General features: G+C 67.1%; 11 protein-coding genes. 9 read left to right on the top strand and 2 right to left on the bottom strand.

Translation table 11 applies throughout. The features are described 5' to 3' along the window. Positions 1-9 precede the first annotated feature (9 nt). Positions 10-1,209 carry an SPFH domain-containing protein gene (locus QQ25_RS15755; protein ID WP_039319842.1) on the top strand — a complete coding sequence of 400 codons (1,200 nt, stop codon included), beginning with the start codon at positions 10-12 and terminating at the stop codon, positions 1,207-1,209. 5 nt (positions 1,210-1,214) lie between these two features. Here the strand turns inward: QQ25_RS15755 and QQ25_RS15760 are convergent, their stop codons facing one another. Both QQ25_RS15760 and QQ25_RS15765 read right to left on the bottom strand, forming a co-directional pair. Beyond that, positions 1,215-1,691 (bottom strand): nitroreductase family deazaflavin-dependent oxidoreductase, encoded by a 477-nt coding sequence (locus tag QQ25_RS15760; protein WP_039319845.1) that lies wholly within the window; start codon positions 1,689-1,691, stop codon positions 1,215-1,217. Between the two features lie 22 nt (positions 1,692-1,713). After that, the gene (locus tag QQ25_RS15765; protein WP_101906279.1) at positions 1,714-2,469 is read right to left on the bottom strand and encodes a TVP38/TMEM64 family protein; all 756 of its coding nucleotides are present in this window, start codon (positions 2,467-2,469) and stop codon (positions 1,714-1,716) included. A gap of 139 nt (positions 2,470-2,608) precedes the next feature. Here QQ25_RS15765 and mutA point away from each other — a divergent pair, with 139 nt between their 5' ends. The 8 genes from mutA (at position 2,609) to QQ25_RS15805 (ending at position 19,764) form a co-directional block, all read left to right on the top strand. Further along, on the top strand, positions 2,609-4,498 hold the full coding sequence (gene mutA, locus QQ25_RS15770) for a methylmalonyl-CoA mutase small subunit (protein ID WP_169748639.1): 1,890 nt from the start codon (positions 2,609-2,611) through the stop codon (positions 4,496-4,498). A 1-nt stretch (position 4,499) separates the two neighbouring features. Beyond that, positions 4,500-6,764 (top strand): methylmalonyl-CoA mutase, encoded by a 2,265-nt coding sequence (scpA, locus tag QQ25_RS15775; RefSeq protein ID WP_039379504.1) that lies wholly within the window; start codon positions 4,500-4,502, stop codon positions 6,762-6,764. 115 nt (positions 6,765-6,879) lie between these two features. Beyond that, complete coding sequence (gene meaB / locus QQ25_RS15780) at positions 6,880-7,854, top strand: methylmalonyl Co-A mutase-associated GTPase MeaB (RefSeq protein ID WP_039379506.1); 975 nt, start codon at positions 6,880-6,882, stop codon at positions 7,852-7,854. 66 nt (positions 7,855-7,920) lie between these two features. Beyond that, positions 7,921-8,262 (top strand): DUF4333 domain-containing protein, encoded by a 342-nt coding sequence (locus QQ25_RS15785; protein WP_039319852.1) that lies wholly within the window; start codon positions 7,921-7,923, stop codon positions 8,260-8,262. 74 nt (positions 8,263-8,336) lie between these two features. Further along, entirely contained in the window at positions 8,337-9,602 is a 1,266-nt protein-coding gene (gene lipL / locus QQ25_RS15790) for an esterase/beta-lactamase LipL (protein ID WP_039379508.1), read from the top strand. 958 nt (positions 9,603-10,560) lie between these two features. After that, the gene (pks2, locus tag QQ25_RS15795; protein WP_039379510.1) at positions 10,561-16,848 is read left to right on the top strand and encodes a sulfolipid-1 biosynthesis phthioceranic/hydroxyphthioceranic acid synthase; all 6,288 of its coding nucleotides are present in this window, start codon (positions 10,561-10,563) and stop codon (positions 16,846-16,848) included. Between the two features lie 27 nt (positions 16,849-16,875). After that, positions 16,876-18,327 (top strand): condensation domain-containing protein, encoded by a 1,452-nt coding sequence (locus tag QQ25_RS15800; protein ID WP_039379512.1) that lies wholly within the window; start codon positions 16,876-16,878, stop codon positions 18,325-18,327. Positions 18,328-18,393: 66 nt separating this feature from the next. Continuing rightward, on the top strand, positions 18,394-19,764 hold the full coding sequence (locus QQ25_RS15805; RefSeq protein WP_101906278.1) for a condensation domain-containing protein: 1,371 nt from the start codon (positions 18,394-18,396) through the stop codon (positions 19,762-19,764). The last annotated feature ends 2 nt before the right edge of the window (positions 19,765-19,766 follow it).

Here is a 19,766-nt window from a genome sequence, read left to right on the forward strand (position 1 = left end):
GGAATCCCCATGGAAGGTGCCGTAGCCGGCCTGATTCTGCTGATCGTGCTGGTGGTGTTCGCGATCATCGTCGTGGCCAAATCGGTCGCGCTCATTCCCCAGGCAGAGGCCGCGGTGATCGAGCGTCTCGGCCGCTACAGCCGCACGGTCAGCGGCCAGCTGACTCTGCTGGTGCCGTTCATCGATCGGATCCGCGCTCGCGTGGATCTGCGCGAGCGGGTGGTGTCCTTTCCGCCGCAGGGGGTGATCACGGAGGACAACCTGACGTTGGCCATCGACACGGTGGTGTACTTCCGCGTCACCAACCCGCAGGCAGCGGTATACGAGATCAGCAACTACATCGTCGGTGTGGAACAGCTGACCACCACCACGCTGCGGAACGTCGTCGGCGGGATGACCCTGGAACAGACCCTGACCTCACGCGACTTGATCAACCAGCAGCTGCGCGGGGTGCTCGACGAGGCGACCGGTCGCTGGGGGCTGCGGGTGGCACGGGTCGAGCTGCGCAGCATCGATCCGCCGCCGTCGATCCAGGAGTCGATGGAAAAGCAGATGAAGGCCGATCGCGACAAGCGGGCCATGATCCTGACCGCCGAAGGTGTGCGGGAGTCGTCGATCAAGCAGGCCGAGGGCCAGAAGCAGTCGCAGATCCTGGCGGCCGAAGGTGCCAAGCAGGCCGCGATCCTGGCGGCCGAGGCCGATCGCCAGTCGCGGATGCTGCGCGCCCAGGGTGAGCGGGCCGCCCAGTACCTGCAGGCGCAGGGACAGGCCAAGGCCATCGAGAAGACCTTTGCCGCGATCAAGGCGGGCAAGCCCACCCCGGAGATGCTGGCGTATCAGTACCTGCAGACCCTGCCGCAGATGGCCAAGGGGGAGGCGAACAAGGTCTGGCTGGTTCCCAGCGACTTCGGTTCGGCGCTGCAGGGTTTCACCAAGCTGCTGGGTGCGCCCGGCGAGGACGGCGTGTTCCGGTACACGCCGTCGGCCGTCGAAGAGGATCTGCCCAAGCCGGAGGACGACAGCGACGAGGTCGCCGACTGGTTCAACACGGAGACCGATCCTGAGATCGCCCGTGCGGTCGCGAAGGCGGAGGCTGAAGCCCGGGCGGCCACCCCACCGTTGAGCGCGGGGCCGCCGCAGTCCTCGTTGGAGACCCCGCCGGGACCCCTTTCCACTGAGCTACCGGGTGGTTCGCACCGAGCCCCGTGAGACGGTCACCGACGGCGCTGTAGCCGGATCTCCACCATCGGCAACGGGGAATCGGTATCGGTGATCGGCTGGCCGAGCGTCTTTTCGAGCACGAGCTTGAATTGGTCCCACGTCGCGGCGTGGCGCGTGCGGTAGCCGGCCAGGACCCGATCGACGCCGCGCTGGTCGAGCGCATGGGCGACGCCCGCGACCGGCCGGTGGCTGCCGAGCCACACCCGGACCTGTGGGTTGACCGCGATGTTGCGAAACCACTGGGCCTTGGTGCCGAAACCGGACGCGACCACGATGGTGCCGGGATCGGGCCGGTCCACCACCTCGAGCACGACGTAGCGTCGGGTACCGGTGGTCCGGCCGATGTGCTCCAGCATCATCACCCTTGACCCCAGCAGCGCGCCGGCCCGGATTCGGTAGAGCCAGATCGGAGCCCGCACGAGCCTGCGGTTGCGTAACAGCCGTGCACCGAGATCGGCCAGTGCGCTCATGTGCTGTCTCCTTCCGTCCCGCTCAGGGCTCGGTGAGCGTGTGTGAAACACCCACCGATTGCGGTGCGCCGGGGTGCAGACGCGCACGATCGCGGCGGTGCAGCCGTATCTCGTAGACCAGACCGGCGACGCCCAGCGCGGCGGTGCTCAGGGACACCAGCACCAGAGCCGGGCTGATGTTCCCGGTCAGCGCGTCACCCAGCACGACTACCGCAGCCGTGCCGGGGAACAGCCCCACCAGCGTCGCCACCGTGTAGGGCACGACCCGTACGGCGGACGCGCCGGCCGCATAGTTGAGCACCGAGAACGGGACGGCCGGGATCAGCCGCATGGACAGCACAACCGGCCATCCCCGTTGGCGTAGCCGCCTGTCCAGGGTGTCGACCCGGGGATGGGGAACCAGGCGATTGAGCTGCAAACCGGCCGCGCGGATCAGGAACAACGCGAGCACGGCGCTGACCGCACTGGCCACCACCGCGATCGCCACGCCCAAGACCGGACCGAACAGCAGACCCGCGGCCAAGGTGAACGCGGTTCGGGGGAACGGGAAGACCGTCACCACGATGTGGGCCGCGAGGAATGCCAGGGGGAACCACGGGCCCACCGATGTCGCCCAGTCCCGCATCTGCATGGCCGTCGGCAACGGAACCAGCACCGCAACTGCGACAAGAATCACAATGCCGGCCAGCAGGCCCACGATCCGCCGGGGTGGCAGTTGCGCGGCCGTCGCCATCACCGCGGCGCGGACCACGCGCAGGGTTCTGACGACGGGTTTCACGTCATACAACAGTACGGGCCGTTGGTGGACCACACCGTCGGCGCGCGGGCGTGAGTCGACCTACCAGCGGTCAGGGCCGTGATGGCGATCATTTAGCCTGATGGGCGAGTGGGTATGTCACACGCTGCGATAACAGGAGATGCGGGTGTCGTTACAGGGGACTAGTGCGGTCGAGTCGGACCGTCAACAGTGGCGGACGGCGGTCGCCGGCGTGCTGGCCAAGAGCAGTCGGCGGGACGTGGCGGACCTGCCGGCCGAGCCGGAACGCCTGCTGGACTCGGAGACCTACGAGGGCTTCGCCATCCGGCCGCTGTACACGAGCCTGGACGCGGTCCCGGAGCCCAGCCTGCCGGGGCAGTGGCCATTCGTGCGCGGCGGTGACGCCCTGCGTGACGTGAAATCCGGGTGGAAGGTCGTCGAGAGCTTCCCCGCTGTCGCAGGCTCGGACGTGGGCACCGTCAACGGTGCGATGCTGGTCGCATTGACCGAGGGCGCCAGCGCACTGGCCCTGCGGGTCGGCGGCGAGGGCGGTATCTCCCTCGGCGAGCTGGATCGCCTGCTCGACGGGGTGTTCCTCGATCTCGTTCCGGTCATCTTCGAGAACACCGGTGCCGACCTGGCCGCGACCGCCGATGCGGTGTTGCCGTTGCTCCAAGATCTCGACGACGACCAGCGTTCACGCCTGTCGATCGATCTCGGTGCCGACCCGTTGACCGCGCCGCTGTCGGGGCAGGCCACGGTCGGCGGAGCCGACAGTTCGGCCACGGTCGATGACTCGGACTTACTCGCCACCGTCGCCAAGCTCACCGCACACGCCGGTGGGGTGCGCGCGATCACCGTCGACGGCCCGGCGTTCCACAACCTGGGCGCCAGTGCGGCCTGGGAGCTCGCCGGATCCGTCGCCGCAGCCGTCGCCTACCTGCGCATCCTCGGCGATGGCGGCGTGTCGGCACCGGATGCCTTGCGGCAGATCAGCTTCCGCTACGCCGCGGATGACGATCAGTTCATGACCATCGCCAAGCTGCGCGCCGCGCGGCAGCTGTGGGCGCGGGTCGCGGAGGTCGTCGGGGCGGCTACCTCCGGCGCGGCCCGGATCCACGCCGTGACCTCGCAGCCGATGATGACCCAGCGCGACCCATGGGTGAACATGCTGCGCACCACGCTGGCCGCCTTCTCGGCGGGTGTCGGAGGTGCCGACACCGTGGAGGTGCATCCGTTCGACGTGGCGATTCCCGGCGGCCTGGACGGGACGTCGACGAGCTTCGCCCGCCGCATCGCTCGCAACACCCAGCTGCTGCTCCTGGAGGAGTCGCACATCGGTCAGGTGCTCGATCCGGCCGGCGGCTCCTGGTTCGTCGAGGACCTGACCACTCAACTCGCCGAAAAAGCCTGGGCGCACTTCCAGGACATCGAGGCGCGTGGCGGTTTCGTCGCGGCCCGCGATCACATCACCGCCCAGATCGCCGAGGTCGCCGCGCGGCGCAGTGACGACATCGCGCACCGCCGCACCGCGATCACCGGGGTCAACGAGTTCCCGAACCTGGACGAAAAGCCGCTCCCTCAAGGGCTTTCGGCATCGTCGATCGCTCGGTACGCGGCCGGATTCGAGACCTTGCGCGACCGCTCAGACGCGTTCCTGGCAGAGACCGGGGCCCGTCCCAAGGTTCTGCTGCTGCCGCTCGGACCGCTGGCCGAGCACAACATCCGCACCACGTTCGCCGCGAACCTGTTGGCCTCCGGTGGCATCGAGGCGATCAATCCGGGCACCGTCGACGCCGCCGGGATCGCCGCGGCGGTGGCCGATGCCGGTGCACCGGCGGTGGCCGTGCTGTGCGGTACCGATGCGCGCTACGGCGCCGAGGCCTCTGACGCGGTGGCGGCGGCGCACGCGGCCGGCGTCCGCGACGTGCTCCTGGCCGGCCCTGAAAAGGCTGTGGCCGAAGCTGATTCGAAACCCGACGGGTATCTGACCGCAAAGATCGATGCGGTCGGAGCGCTGTCGAAACTGCTCACCGGACTGGGGGCCTGAGATGACTGCCACAACAGGATCAGAGATTCGTAGCTTCGCCGACGTGCCGCTGCGCGGCGAGGAGCCCGGTCGGTCCGTCACCCCGCAGGCCGTGGAGCAGCACGTCGCGGCGGCTGCGGCCGCGCACGGCTACGCCCCCGAGCAACTCACCTGGGCCACGCCCGAAGGTATCGACGTCAAGCCGGTGTACATCGCGGCCGATCGCGACGAGGTGGCCGAGGCCGGCTACCCGCTCGACAGCTTCCCGGGCGCACCGCCTTTCGTGCGCGGGCCGTACCCGACCATGTACGTCAACCAGCCGTGGACCATCCGGCAGTACGCCGGATTCTCCACCGCCGCCGAATCCAACGCCTTCTACCGGCGCAATCTGGCCGCCGGCCAGAAGGGACTCTCGGTGGCCTTCGACCTGGCCACGCACCGCGGGTACGACTCGGACCATCCGCGTGTGGCGGGCGACGTCGGGATGGCCGGTGTGGCAATCGATTCCATCCTCGACATGCGCCAGTTGTTCGACGGTATCGACCTGTCGACGGTCAGTGTGTCGATGACGATGAACGGTGCGGTGCTGCCGATCCTGGCGCTCTACGTCGTCGCTGCCGAAGAGCAGGGGGTGCCGCCGGAGAAGCTGGCCGGGACCATCCAGAACGACATCCTCAAAGAGTTCATGGTCCGCAACACCTACATCTATCCGCCCAAGCCGTCGATGCGGATCATCTCGGACATCTTCGCCTACACCAGCGCCAAGATGCCGAAGTTCAACTCGATCTCCATCTCGGGTTACCACATCCAAGAGGCGGGGGCGACAGCCGATCTGGAGCTCGCCTACACGCTGGCCGACGGTGTCGAGTACATCAAGGCCGGGTTGGACGCAGGCCTTGACATCGACAAGTTCGCGCCGCGGTTGAGCTTCTTCTGGGGCATCGGCATGAACTTCTTCATGGAGGTGGCCAAGCTTCGGGCCGGCCGCCTGCTGTGGAGCGAGCTGGTGGCCCAGTTCGATCCGAAGAACGAGAAGTCACTGTCGCTGCGTACCCACTCACAGACCTCGGGCTGGTCGTTGACCGCACAGGACGTCTTCAACAACGTCGCCCGGACCTGTATCGAGGCGATGGCGGCCACCCAGGGGCACACCCAGTCGCTGCACACCAATGCCCTGGACGAGGCGCTGGCGCTGCCCACCGATTTCTCCGCCCGCATCGCGCGCAACACGCAGCTGCTGCTGCAGCAGGAATCGGGCACCACGCGGCCGATCGACCCGTGGGGCGGTTCGTACTACGTCGAATGGCTCACGCATCAGTTGGCGGAGAAGGCGCGTGCCCACATCCGTGAGGTGAACGAGCACGGCGGCATGGCACAGGCGATCAGCGACGGGATTCCGAAGCTTCGTATCGAAGAGGCGGCCGCCCGGACCCAGGCGCGGATCGACTCCGGCGCCCAGCCCCTGATCGGCGTCAACAAGTACCAGGTGGCAGAGGACCAGGAGATCGAGGTCCTCAAGGTCGAGAACAGCCGGGTGCGGGCCGAGCAGCTGGCCAAACTGCAGCAGCTCCGAGCCGACCGCGACGAGTCGGCGACGCAAGCCGCGCTGGCGGAACTGACCCGAGCCGCCGAGGCGACAGGCTCGGCCGGTGAGGACGGGCTGGGCAACAACCTGCTGGCCCTGGCGATCAACGCCGCCCGCGCCAAGGCCACCCTCGGCGAGATCTCCGACGCCCTGGAGAAGGTTTACGGGCGGCATCAGGCCGAGATCCGTACGATTTCGGGCGTCTACCGCGACGAGATCGGAGCCGGAAACATCACTCCACTTTCCAGCGCGACGAGCCTGGTGAACAAGTTCGCCGAGGCCGATGGTCGCCGGCCGCGCATCCTGGTCGCCAAGATGGGCCAGGACGGGCACGACCGCGGGCAGAAGGTGATCGCGACCGCGTTCGCCGACATCGGCTTCGACGTCGACGTGGGCTCGTTGTTCTCGACGCCCGAGGAGGTGGCCCGCCAGGCCGCCGACAACGACGTTCATGTGGTCGGCGTGTCCTCGCTGGCGGCGGGGCACCTCACGCTGGTGCCCGCGCTGCGTGACGCCCTGGCCGAGGTGGGCCGTCCCGACATCATGATCGTCGTGGGCGGCGTCATCCCGCCGGGGGATTTCGACGAGTTGTACGAGGCCGGGGCGACAGCGATCTTCCCGCCGGGCACGGTGATCGCCGATGCCGCCATCGGTCTGCTGCAGAAGTTGGCGGACCGGCTCGGTTACCAGCTGAGCCAGTAGTGGCGCGTTCGGAGTACCTGTGCGCCGAAACCGTATTCCAGCAGGCCGTCTCTCGGACTTCCTCTGCGTGGTTGCGGTCTCGGCGATCGGATCGAAACTGGGAGGCAGGTCGTAGATGAGCCGGCCAGTCGACGAACTGGCGGCCGCCATCCGCGATGGTGACCGGGCCGCGCTGGCGCGGGCCATCACCATGGTGGAGTCCACCCGGGCCGACCATCGTGACCAGGCTCAGCAGTTGCTGCTTGAGCTCATGCCGGATGCTGGGAAAGCCCAGCATGTCGGCATCACCGGGGTGCCCGGCGTCGGTAAGTCGACGACCATCGAAGCCCTCGGCATGTACCTCATCGAGGCCGGCCATCGGGTCGCGGTACTGGCGGTGGATCCGTCGTCGACCAGGACCGGCGGCTCGATCCTGGGCGACAAGACCCGGATGGCCCAGCTGGCGGTACACCCGGACGCCTACATCCGGCCCTCACCGACATCCGGGACTCTCGGCGGGGTGGCCAAGGCGACGCGCGAGACCATCGTGCTGCTGGAGGCCGCGGGTTACGACGTGATCCTGGTCGAGACGGTCGGGGTCGGCCAGTCCGAGGTCACGGTGTCGAACATGGTCGACACGTTCGTCTTCCTCACACTGGCGCGTACGGGTGATCAGTTGCAGGGCATCAAAAAGGGTGTGCTCGAGCTGGCCGATGTCATCGTCGTCAACAAGGCCGACGGCGAGCATGCGATCGAGGCCAAGGCGGCGGCTCGGGAACTGACCGGAGCCATCCGCCTGATCTACCCTCGCGAAACACTATGGCGCCCACCGGTTCTCACCATGAGTGCGATCGAGGGTCACGGCCTGGCCGAGTTGTGGGAGACGGTGCTCAAGCACCGCGAGGTGCTCACGGAGGCGGGCGAGTTCGAGGCCAGGCGCCGTGCCCAACAGGTCGACTGGACCTGGTCGATGGTGCGCGACACCGTGCTGGACCGGGTGATGTCGCATCCAGGGGTCCGAGCCATCCGCGACGAGGTGGAGCGCCGCGTGCGCGAGGGCGAACTGACCCCGGCACTGGCGGCCCAGGAGATTCTCGGCGCGGCCGACTGACACCTGGTCCGCCGCGCATACGCTGTTCGCAGCGACACGGAAGCGAAAGGCTGGGCTGACCCGGAGATGAGGGACGTGAAGGCGAAACTGCGTGTGCTCGTGGCGGCCGCGATGGTCGGCGGTGCGGTGTTGACCGGGTGCGGTGACGGCGGGTCGGCCGGTACGCAACCCACTGTGGCCAAGGCCAAGCTGCAAACTCTGGCCAAGGAGAAGCTGGAAGCCGCGGCCAAGCGCAAGGCGAAGTCTGTCACCTGCGAAGACGGCATCGTCGGCAAAGTGGGAGCTACCCAGCATTGTGTGCTGACGGCCAAAGACGGCAGCAAGTACGGTGTCACCGCAACGGTCCAGGCGGTGGAATCCGACAACGTCAAGATCGACTTCAAGGTGGACGACAAGCCGAAGCCCTGATCGAGCGCGCCGGCCCGGCTAACAGGTGGATAACACTTGAATAATTTGCCGGGGTCCCAGGTAAATTCAGATGTGTGACCGATCACGATCGGGGGCGCGACGAGGCGCTCCCACACGGTGTCCAGGGTGCGGCGGACGGGAACTTCGCCTGTACGGTGCGCGGCTTTTCGAAGCTCTTCCCGGGCCGCAAGTACGGGGGCGGTGCCCTCGTCGTCTACCAGGACGGCGCGCCCGTCGTCGATGTCTGGACCGGCTATTCCGACCGCCGGGGCACGCAGTACTGGACCGCTGACACCGGTGCGATGGTGTTCTCGGCGACCAAGGGAATGGCCTCGACGATCATCCATCGCCTCGTCGACCGTGGTCTGATCGAGTACGACCGACCGGTGTGCGCGTATTGGCCTGAATTTGGGACCAATGGCAAATCCGAGGTCACGGTTCGGCAGGTGATGGCGCACGAGGCCGGGCTGTCTCAACTCAACGGCGTCAGCAAATCTGACCTGCTCGACCATCGGGTGATGGAGGGTCGGGTTGCCGGCGCGCCAGTGAACTCCCTGCTGTTCGGCAAGTCGGCATATCACGCGCTGACCTACGGGTGGCTGCTGTCCGGTTTGGCTCGTGCGGTGACCGGGCAGGGGATGCGCGAATTGTTCCGCACCGAGTTGGCGGAGCCGCTGGGGACCGACGGTCTACACCTGGGGCGCCCGCCCGCGGGGGCGCCCACTCGGGCCGCGCAGATCCTCGTGCCGCAAGGGCACTGGCCGAATCAGATCTTCGATTTCGTGGCGCCGCGGGTTGCGGCGTTGAAGTTTTCCGGCGCTTTCGGCTCGATGTACTTCCCAGGGGTCATGTCGCTGGTCCAGGGGGAGACGCCGTTCCTGGACGCCGAAGCGCCTGCCGTGAACGGGGTGGCCACGGCCCGTGGCCTGGCCAGGATGTACTGCGCGATCGCCAACAACGGTCGTCTCAACGGTGGGCAATACCTGGCTGAGCGCACGGTCGCCGGTCTGGCGGGTCCGCCCGGGTTGCGGCCGGACCGGAACCTGGGAGTGCCGCTCGGCTTCCATCTCGGCTATCACTCGGTTCCGTTCGGCGTCATGCCGGGGTTCGGGCATGTCGGGCTCGGTGGCTCGGTCGGATGGGCGGACCCGGCGAGCGGCCTGGCGGTGGGTTTCGTGCACAACCGGCTGTTGACGCCGATGGTGCTGGACATGGCCGCCTTCGTCGGTCTGCACGCGCTGATCCGTAAGGACGTGGCACGGGCACGTGAGCACGGATACCTACCGGTGCCCGATCTCGGTGCCCCGCCGTACGAGGTGCCGAAGCCCGCGGCCGGGTAGTTCGTCGCCCACGACACGAGCCGACCTGACGGGATCCGTCAGGTCGGCTTTATTCGTTGCGGAGCTGGGCGTCAACCCGCCGCAGCCCTCCTATCTGCAGTGATATACATCACATGATGTCCCGAATCTGGGCCACTATTCCTGTCCATGCAGCGCTTCTTCGCCGTTAACCCTGGTCGGTTTGCTTTTGATGCGCACAGTGGGCTTGCTCACGCATTCGTGCGACGCGTGCGCTGAGTCTCAGCATGTTGACATCCGGGGCCCGGGTGGTCCCATCGCCTCCCCGGGGCGTTGCGAGCGATCGGCAGATCTTGATGATCCATGCAGGTCGATACGTTGCGATGTCAATAAAACCCATTAGCTGATGCGCCTATTGGGTACACATTCGTACCATTCTCGGACCGCGTTCCAGCGGAACGTGAATTCGGTTCAACTACGGTTTCGGTAGTTTGCGTGGCGGTTGCCAGCTAACTAATTGAAGGCTTGCTATGAATTAACTGGGAGTGGCTGTTCGAACACCGTTTTCGTATCGTGGACAACGCCCGAAAAGGCATATCGCCGCCCGAGATTTATGCGGGACTAGTTAGCGGAATAATTTCCCTCACGTCGCGGCGAACCAGAGCATTGCATCGAATAAGGTTGTGCCACAGCGATATTCATGCGTATATGAGTGCATCGGTCGGGCTCCAGATGCTCTCGCTGGTGAAATCGTCCGCCCCTGCCAGTTTTAGACAAAGCCTTCGCTCAGCGAACACCCGATCGTTTTTGCGATCAGATGTTTCCAACATCTAGGTTAGGCCACGCGCTAGGCTACGGACCCGCGTTGGCAACGACTCGAACCGGATGCGCGGATTCGGTACCGTGCGTCGATGGCGACGTAGCGCACATTCTTTTCCGAGTCCTAAGTACGTTGATCGGAGCTTTGCTCATCGATCGCACCGAGAGAGGTTGAGCCGACTTGGCCGAGACTCCAGTGACCCCGATTGCCGTGATCGGCATGGCTTGCCGGCTGCCTAACGGAATCGACTCACCGGCCAAGTTGTGGGACGCGTTGTTGCGTGGAGACGACCTGGTCACCGAGGTGCCGCTCGATCGCTGGGACGCCGAAGAGTTCTATGACCCCGAAGCCGGGGTTGCCGGCCGGTCGGTGTCCAAGTGGGGTGGATTTCTCGACGACATCGGCGGATTCGACGCGGACTTCTTCGGCATCGGGGAGCGCGAGGCCATCGCGCTGGATCCCCAGCAGCGTCTGCTGCTTGAGACTTCCTGGGAGGCCCTTGAACATGGGGGTATCGACCCGGCCACTCTCGCGGGATCGCTGACCGGCGTCTTCGTCGGCATGACCGGCGCCGACTACCAATTGGTGGCCGCGGACGCCCAGGCACTCGACGGGCCGTACGGCTTCACCGGAAGCAACTTCAGCATGGCGTCCGGACGTATCGCCTACGCGCTCGGCGCCACGGGACCCGCGTACACCGTGGATTCCGCCTGCTCGTCAGGACTGCTCGCGGTCCACAGCGCATGCCGCAGCCTCCACGACGGCGAAAGTGACCTTGCGCTGGCCGGCGGAGTCAACGTGCTCCTTGAGCCACGCAAGATGGCATCCGGTTCTGCGCAGGGAATGTTGTCGCCGACCGGTCGCTGCCACGCATTCGACGTGGATGCGGACGGCTTCGTCTCGGGCGAAGCGGTCGGCATGGTCCTGCTGAAGCGACTGCCGGACGCCGAGCGGGACGGTGACCGGGTTCTCGCGGTCATCCGCGGTACCGCGGCCAACCAAGACGGGCGCACCGTCAACATCGCCACCCCGTCACGGGACGCGCAGGTGGCCGTTTACCAGGCGGCGCTGGCGGCCGCAGCCACCGATCCGGCCACGATCGGGATGGTCGAAGCGCACGGAACCGGTACCCCGGTCGGCGACCCGATCGAGTACGCCGGGCTGGCCCACGTCTACGGTACGGCCGGGCCGTGCGCGCTCGGTTCGGCGAAAACCAATTTCGGCCACACCCAGTCGGCCTCGGGCGCTGTCAGCCTGATCAAGGCTGTGCTGGCCGTGCAGGAGGCGGTCGTTCCGCAGAGCCTGCATTTCAATCGTCTGCCCGACCAGATGGCCGAGATCGGCACAAACCTGTTCGTGCCCCAGGCGAATGTGCCGTGGCCTGCGCCGGCCGGACACCCGAGACGAGCGGCTGTGTCGTCGTACGGCCTTTCCGGAACCAACGTCCACGCCGTCCTCGAACAGGCACCGGCGCAGCAGCCCGCCGACACCGTCGTCGACGGCGGGGCCGAGAAACGTGCGCCTGCGGACGGCCCCAAGTTGTTCACCATCTCCTCGAGCTCGCCCGAGGCGCTCAGACAGACCGCGGGCCGGTTGGCCGACTGGGTCGCCGATCCGGCGAACGCAGGCGACCTCACCGATCTCGGCTACACGCTGGCTCGCCGACGCGGGCACCGCGACGTCCGGACCTCGGTACTGGCAGGCAGTTCGGAAGAACTCGTCAAGGCATTTCGTGAGGTGGCCGACGGCGACGCCCCCTTCCAGCCCGCGGTCGCGGCCGGTGGACGCGGACCGGTCTGGGTTTTCTCCGGACATGGATCGCAATGGGCCGGGATGGGCGCCTCTCCGCTGGCGGCCGAACCCGTCTTCGCAGCGACCGTGGCCGAACTTGAGCCGCTCATCGCCCGGGAGTCCGGGTTCTCGGTGACGGAGGCGATGTCGGCTGCCGAGGTCGTGACCGGGATGGACCGGGTACAGCCGACGGTCTTCGCGATGCAGGTCGCGCTGGCCGCCACGATGAAGGCGTACGGAGTGAGCCCGGGCGCGGTGATCGGCCATTCGATGGGGGAGGCCGCGGCCGCCGTCGTCGCGGGTGCGCTCTCGGTCGAGGACGGCGTGAAGCTGATCTGCCGCCGCTCACGGTTGATGGCGCGCATCGCGGGATCCGGCGCGATGGCTTCGGTGGAACTGCCCGCGGCGCAGGTGCTTTCTGAACTCGCGGCGCAGGGCGTCGGCGATGTCGTGCTGTCGGTGGTTGCCTCCCCGCAGTCGACGGTGGTCGGCGGGGCCACCGAGTCGATCCGAAACCTCGTGGCCGGTTGGGAGAAGCGGGGCCTGCTGGCCCGTGAGGTGGCGGTCGAGGTCGCCTCGCATTCGCCCCAGGTGGATCCGATCCTCGATGAGCTGGCCGACGAGTTGGCCGATTTGATCCCCATGGAGCCCACGGTTCCGTACTACTCGTCCACCCTGTACGACCCGCGCGAGGAACCCACCTGGGACGCGGATTACTGGGCCGACAACCTGCGATACACCGTGCGGTTCGCCGCGGCGGTGCAGGCCGCGCTCGAAGACGGCTACCGCGTGTTCGGCGAACTGTCGCCGCACCCGCTGCTCACCGTTGCCGTGGAACAGACGGCCCGCAGCCTGGACATGTCGACGGCGGTTCTGCCCGCCATGCGGCGCGAACAGGAGATGCCGTCGGGACTGCGCGGTTTCGTCGGCGCCCTTCATGATTCCGGTGCGGCCGTGGACTTCTCGGCCCTGTATCCCGATGGACGCCTGGTCGAGGCGCCGTTGCCCGCCTGGACCCACCGCACCCTGATGCTCGCCCGGGCGGGCCAGGACCAGCTGGGCCACGGTGGTCACAGCGTCGCGGTCCACCCGCTGCTCGGCGCGCACATCCTGCTGCCCGAGGACCAGGAACGTCATGTCTGGCAGGCGGATGTCGGCACCGCGGCGCAGCCATGGCTCGACGATCACCGGGTACACGATGTGGCGGCCCTGCCGGGCGCGGCCTATTGCGAGATGGCGTTGACCGCCGCCGCGGGTGTTCTCGGTGACGGCGCCGAGGTCACCGACCTCGCGTTCCACGACCTGCTCTTGCTCGACGAGCAGACGGTGGTGTCGACGGTCGCGGCCGTCCTCGCCGATGGTGTTGCCGAATTCGGGATCGAGACAACCCGCGACGGTGAACGGGTCCGCCGCGCATCGGCCCGACTGCAGGCCGGCGATGGTTCCCTTCCACAGAGTCGGGACATCGCCGTGTTGCTGGCCGCCCACGCCGACCGCGCCGACGGCGCCGAACTGCGGGAATCGTTTGCCGCACACGGCATCCAGTACGGTCCGGCATTCGCCGGGCTGGTCTCGGCGGGAACCGGAACCGGAGGTTCCGTCCTCGCCGAAGTCGCCCTGCCGCCGGCGCTTCGTTCGCAGCAGTCCGCATATTCGGTCCATCCGGCGCTTCTCGATGCCTGCTTCCAGGCGGTCGCCGTGCATCCCGCGATCGGTGACGATTCGACCGGGGCGTTGCTGCTGCCGCTGGGAGTGCGCCGGATTCGCGTGCACGCCGCCACCCGCCAGGCGCACTACTGCCTTGCGCAGGTGAGGAAGGTCGGCGAGGCGTCGGTCGAAGCGGATCTGGAAATTCTCGACGAGCACGGAGCCGTTCTCGTCACGATCGACGGACTGCGCCTGGGTTCGCACGCGGGAGCCTCGCAGCGCGATCACACGCTCAACAACCGCCTGCTGACCGTGGACTGGATTCAGCCGAGCCCGCCGAAGGCCGGCGACTTCGGCAACCGGTCGGTGTTGGTGATCGACTCGAGCGAAGCGAGCAACCCGCTGTCGGCCGGCCTGGTGGCGGCGCTGACAGCGCACGGTGTCACCGCCACTCAGATGGTCTGGCCGAGCGGCGTCGGCGATGCCACGGCCCAAACCGCGCTCGAGGCGCACCTCGAGAACGAAAACGTCGGGGCCGTGGTGGTATTCGCAGGCAGCGAGCAGGGCGCCGGATCAGGCTCCGCGGCGGTGTCCCAGGGCGCCGACGAGGTTCGTCGGCTGGTGCACATCGCCCGCCTGTTGCCCGAAGCGTCTGGTGCGCCCCGGCTGTACCTGCTGACTCGGAACGCACAGTCCGTGGTCGACGGTGACGAGGCCAACCTCGCCCAGGCCGGCTTGCGCGGCTTGATCCGGGTGATCGGCGTCGAGCACCCGCATCTGCATCCGACGATGATCGATCTCGACGGCCGCCCGGATTCCGAGCAGCTGGCCGCCCAGTTGCTGTCGGAATCCGAAGAGGACGAGACGGCTTGGCGTGACGGGGTTTTCTACGCGGCTCGGCTCAATCTCAGCCCGTTGGGGTCGGAGGACTTCCGGTCCACCGTGGTGGACCACCAGCGCGACGGGGTCCGACTGCAGATCCGTACCCCCGGAGACCTGCAGTCGCTGGAACTCGCCGCCGTGGATCGGGTGGAGCCGGGTCCCGGGCAGATCGAGGTCGCGGTGCGCGCATCGAACCTCAACTTCGCCGATGTGCTTGTGGCACTGGGGCGGTACCCCAGTTTCGAGGGACGCATGCCCCAGTTGGGTGCCGATTACGCCGGTGAGGTCGTGGCGGTCGGACCTGGTGTGACCGAGCACGAGGTGGGCGACCTGGTCGCCGGCATCTCCACCAACGGCGCCTGGGCGACCTACATCACCTGCGACGCCAACCTCGCGGTCGCCCTGCCGTCGTCGTTGACGCCCGGTCAGGCGGCCGCGGTGCCCAGCGCGCACGCCACCGCGTGGTACAGCCTGCACAACCTGGCGAGAATCTCCTCGCGCGACAAGGTGCTGATTCACTCCGCCACCGGTGGGGTGGGCCAGGCCGCGATTGCGATCGCCCGTGCGGCAGGGGCCGAGATCTATGCCACCGCCGGAAGTCCGCATCGGCGAGAGCTTTTGCGCGGCATGGGGATAACCCATGTGTACGACTCTCGCAGCATCGATTTCGCGGACGAGATCCGGAAGGATACGGACGGCTACGGCGTCGACGTCGTACTCAACTCACTACCGGGCGCCGCGCAGCGGGCCGGGTTGGAACTGCTCTCGTTCGGAGGGCGTTTCGTCGAGATCGGCAAGCGTGACATCTACGGAGACACCCGGCTCGGATTGTTCCCGTTCCGGCGCAATCTGGCGTTCTACGCAGTGGATCTGGCGTTGTTGACGCTCACCGATCCCAACACCGTGCGTGACCTGTTGACCACGATCTACCAGCACATCGCTGACGGTGTCCTGCCTGCACCCGAGACCACCCACTATCCGCTGACCGACGGTGCCACTGCGATCCGCGTGATGGGTGCCGCCGAGCACACCGGAAAACTGGTGCTGGATGTGCCGCGCATCGGTCAGGACCCCGCCGTGGTTCCCCCGTCGGAAGTCAAGACCTTCCGCGCCGACGGTTCCTACATCGTCACCGGCGGTCTGAGCGGTCTCGGGCTGTTCCTCGCCGAGAAGATGACCGAAGCAGGTTGCGGGCGCATCGTTCTCAACGGGCGATCGGCACCCGGGCCCGCGGCGCAGTCGGCGCTGCGACGCATGCGATCGCACGGTGTCGAGGTCGAAGTGGAGTGCGGTGACATCGCCGACCCGGCGACTGCCAGGCGACTGGTGGCGGCGGCGACGGCCACCGGCCTTCCGCTGCGCGGCGTCCTGCACGCGGCCGCGGTGGTCGAGGACGCGACATTGAACTCGATCACCGACGAACTCATCGAGCGTGACTGGGCACCGAAGGTCCGGGGTGCGTGGAACCTTCACGAATCGACGACGGGTCAACCGCTGGACTGGTTCTGCTCGTTCTCCTCGGCGGCGGCCCTGGTCGGCTCACCGGGGCAGGGGGCGTACGCGTCGGCCAACAGCTGGCTGGATGCCTTCGCCCACTGGCGCAAAGCCCAGGGGCTGCCCGCGACGGCGATCGCATGGGGAGCCTGGTCCGAGATCGGGCAGGGCCAGAATCTGGCGCAGGATGCGGCCATGGCGATCCAGCCCGACGACGGCGCCTACGCGTTCGACTCGCTGCTCCGGCACGACCGCACTCACACCGGGTACGCGCCGGTCGCGGGTGCGCCATGGCTGGCATCGTTCGCACAGACCCGGCCGTTCGCCGAAGCGTTCCGGAACCTCGACAAGGGGCGTGCGGGGGGCAGCCAGTTCCTCGCCGAATTGCGGTCGATACCAACCGAAGAATGGTCGGCGCGGCTGCGCAGGCTCATCTCGGACGCGATCAGCCTGATTCTGCGGCGTTCGGTCGATCCCGACCGCCCGTTGTCGGAGTACGGGCTGGATTCCCTCGGCAATCTCGAGCTGCGTACCCGGATCGAAAACGAGACCGGCATTCGCATCAGCCCGATGGGTATCACCACCATTCGGGCCCTTGCCGAGAGCCTGACCGAAACGTTGGCCACCGAAGCAACTGCTTCGACACCATCCTGATGATCCGGAAGTAGGGCTAGGAGACACATGGTCGCCTTCGAAGCAATCCACGACTGGGTCGATGCGCCGGGCACGGTCGTCTCGTGGGAGCCCTCGGCTGCGACGCTGGCCAAGATCGCCGAGGCCCCGATCAGCACGGTGCCGGTCAGCTATCAGCAGTCGCAGCATCTGCACGCCTACCGCGAGCACGCCGCGAAGGGCCGCAACATGGCGCGGTTGAACATTCCGTCGTGGAACATCGCCGGACAGTGCGACATTCGCGCCATGACGCACGTCATCAACGCCTACCTGCGGCGGCATGACACGTTCCACAGCCGCTTCGAAGACGACGGTGCGGGCGGATTCGTCCGCCGCACGTTGACCAACGCCCGCGATATCAGGTTCACCCCGAAGAAGCTCGACGAAATGGCTGCCGAGGAATGGCGGGCACACCTGCTCGCCACGCCGGATCCGCTGCAGTGGGACTGCTTTCGCTTCGGGATCATCCAGCGAGCGGACCACTTCACGTTCTACTTGAGCGTCGATCACGTCCACGCGGACGCGATGTTCATGGGGGCCCTGTTCGTCGAGATCCACATGATGTACGCGGCTTTGGTCGGCGGTGGCGCACCGTTGCAGCTGCCGGAGGCCGGCAGCTATCACGATTACTGCATCCGTCAGCACGAGTACACGACAGCGCTCACGGTGGATTCGCCCGAGGTACGGGCGTGGATCGAGTTCGCCGAGGACAATTCCGGCACGCTGCCGAAGTTCCCGCTGCCTCTCGGCGACAACGCGGAGGCCTGTGGCGGCGCGCTGCTGACGGTGCAACTGCTCGACGACGATCAGACCGAGCGTTTCGAAGCCGTGTGCGCCGCGGAGGGCACCCGGTTCAGCGGTGGGGTCTTCGCCTGTGCCGCAATGGCTGATCACAAGATCACCGGTGCGGGGATGTACCACGTGATCACACCCACGACCACCCGCAGAACGCCGGCCGAGTACATGACCACCGGATGGTTCACCGGGCTGGTGCCGATCAGTGTGCCGGTGGCGGGATCGTCGTTCGGCGCCATCGCGCGGGCCGCGCAGGAATCGTTCGACTCGCGCATCGATCTCGCGAATGTGCCGTTCGAGCGGGTTCTGGAGCTCGGCGCCCAGGCCGGCGTACGCAAGCCGACCTCTGGCGTGCCCATGCTGTCGTACCTGGATGCGGGGCTGCCGCCGCTGTCGCCCGCGATCATCGCGGAGTGGAATCAGCTCAACGGTCGCGTCTTCGCCGATGCGGGTGATGCACACCAGGTCGGGATGTGGGTGAACCGGCTGGGTAGAGGAACCACCGTTACGGTCGCCTACCCGAACAACGCGGTCGCCCGTGAGTCGGCGTTGCGGTACGTCGAGGCGATGAAGGCCGAGTATCTCGATGTCGTGGCCGGACGTGTGGGCACCGTGTCGAGCAGCCCGCTGCCCAGGCTCGCGGCACTGAGCTCGACGGTGAGTTGATCGGTGGGGCAGGAGGTTCGATCAGTGGCAGTGCTAAACGGGTCACCGGACGCGACCGTCGGCTCCGTGGGAGTTGAATCCGCGGTGCACCAGGACAACCGCCTGTCCTACACCGACCAGGCCATGTTCCTGGCGCTGCGCGCGACGGGCGAAGAATCGATGGCTCAGCTGGTGTGGGTGTACGAGCGCCCGGTAGACCTCGATGCGGTGCGAAAGCTGCACGAGAACCTCGGCTTCGGGCTCTTCGGCCGGCGCATCGAAACCTCGCCGCTACCGTTCGGCCGGCATCGCTGGGTCGCCGCTACGGGTCCGGCGGCACCGTTGGACATCGAACAGTCCGCGCGTCCGCGAACCGAACTCACGGACTGGGCCGACGAGCGGGCAGGTCTGCCGATCGACCCGGAGACCGGCCCCGGCTGGCGGCTCGGGGTGCTGCCGATGACCGACGGATCCACCGCCATCAGTCTCGAGATATCGCACTGCCTCACCGACGGCATGGGTGCGGTCCTCACGATCACCGATGCCATGAAGGGCGTCCGGCGGGAGCTCGGGTACCCGGAGCCGCGATCTCGAAGCACGGCGCGTGCGCTGAAAACCGATGCCCGCGAAACCCTTCGGAGCCTGCCCGAGGTAGCCCGGACGGTGGCGAAGACAGTGCGGCTGGCGTACCGCCGTCGCAACGACATCAGCCGGTCGGCGCCGCCACCACCGGTCGCGTACGCCGGTGATCCCGACGTCGAAGTGCTGGTTCCGGCCATATCGGTGTTCGTCGACCTCGACGAATGGGATCGCCGCGCAGAGGAACTGCAAGGCAATTCGCATTCACTGCTTGCCGGTTTCGCGGCAAGGCTCGGCGCGCGGCTGGGGCGACAGCGGCTCGACGACGGTGCGGTCAGCCTGCTGATTCCCATCGCCGATCGGGCGGAGAACGACACGCGTGCCAACGCGGTCTCCTTGGACAGCATCGCGGTGAATCCCGCACCGGTGACGACAGATCTGTCCGACGCGAGGGCAGCGATCCGGGCAGGCTTCAAGAAGCGCCGGGATGAACCCGACGAGTCGCTCGAACTGCTCCCGCTGATTCCGTTCGTGCCGAAGATCGCCGTGAGACGAGGCGCCGACGTGCTGTTCGGCTTCGCCGATCTACCGGTCTCCTGCACGAATCTCGGCGATCTGGACCCGGCTCTGGGCCGCGCCGACGGCAACGACTGCGCGTACCTGATGCTGCGGGGTGTCAACGGAAGGATCCCACGGAAATTGCTGGAACAGCGGCGTGGGCTGCTGACTGTGGCATCGGGCCGCATCGGCGGTCAGATCTCCATCACGGTGGTGGGTTACGAGCCCGGCGCGGTGAACACCAAGCAGAGCTTGCGTGACCATGTCGTACACGTGTTGGGCGAGTTCGGCTTGACCGGTATTCGGCAGGCCGAGGGCTGACC

The organism is Mycolicibacterium setense (assembly GCF_000805385.1).
GTDB classification, from domain to species: domain Bacteria; phylum Actinomycetota; class Actinomycetes; order Mycobacteriales; family Mycobacteriaceae; genus Mycobacterium; species Mycobacterium setense.

What these genes read in the sequence shown, in the direction of transcription:
- meaB (WP_039379506.1), top strand. Translation starts at nt 6,880, where the DNA reads ATGAGCCGGCCAGTCGACGAACTGGCGGCCGCCATCCGCGATGGTGAC.
- QQ25_RS15800 (WP_039379512.1), top strand. Translation starts at nt 16,876, where the DNA reads ATGGTCGCCTTCGAAGCAATCCACGACTGGGTCGATGCGCCGGGCACG.
- mutA (WP_169748639.1), top strand. Translation starts at nt 2,609, where the DNA reads ATGCGGGTGTCGTTACAGGGGACTAGTGCGGTCGAGTCGGACCGTCAA.
- QQ25_RS15755 (WP_039319842.1), top strand. Translation starts at nt 10, where the DNA reads ATGGAAGGTGCCGTAGCCGGCCTGATTCTGCTGATCGTGCTGGTGGTG.
- scpA (WP_039379504.1), top strand. Translation starts at nt 4,500, where the DNA reads ATGACTGCCACAACAGGATCAGAGATTCGTAGCTTCGCCGACGTGCCG.
- QQ25_RS15760 (WP_039319845.1), bottom strand. Translation starts at nt 1,691, where the DNA reads ATGAGCGCACTGGCCGATCTCGGTGCACGGCTGTTACGCAACCGCAGG.
- QQ25_RS15785 (WP_039319852.1), top strand. Translation starts at nt 7,921, where the DNA reads ATGAGGGACGTGAAGGCGAAACTGCGTGTGCTCGTGGCGGCCGCGATG.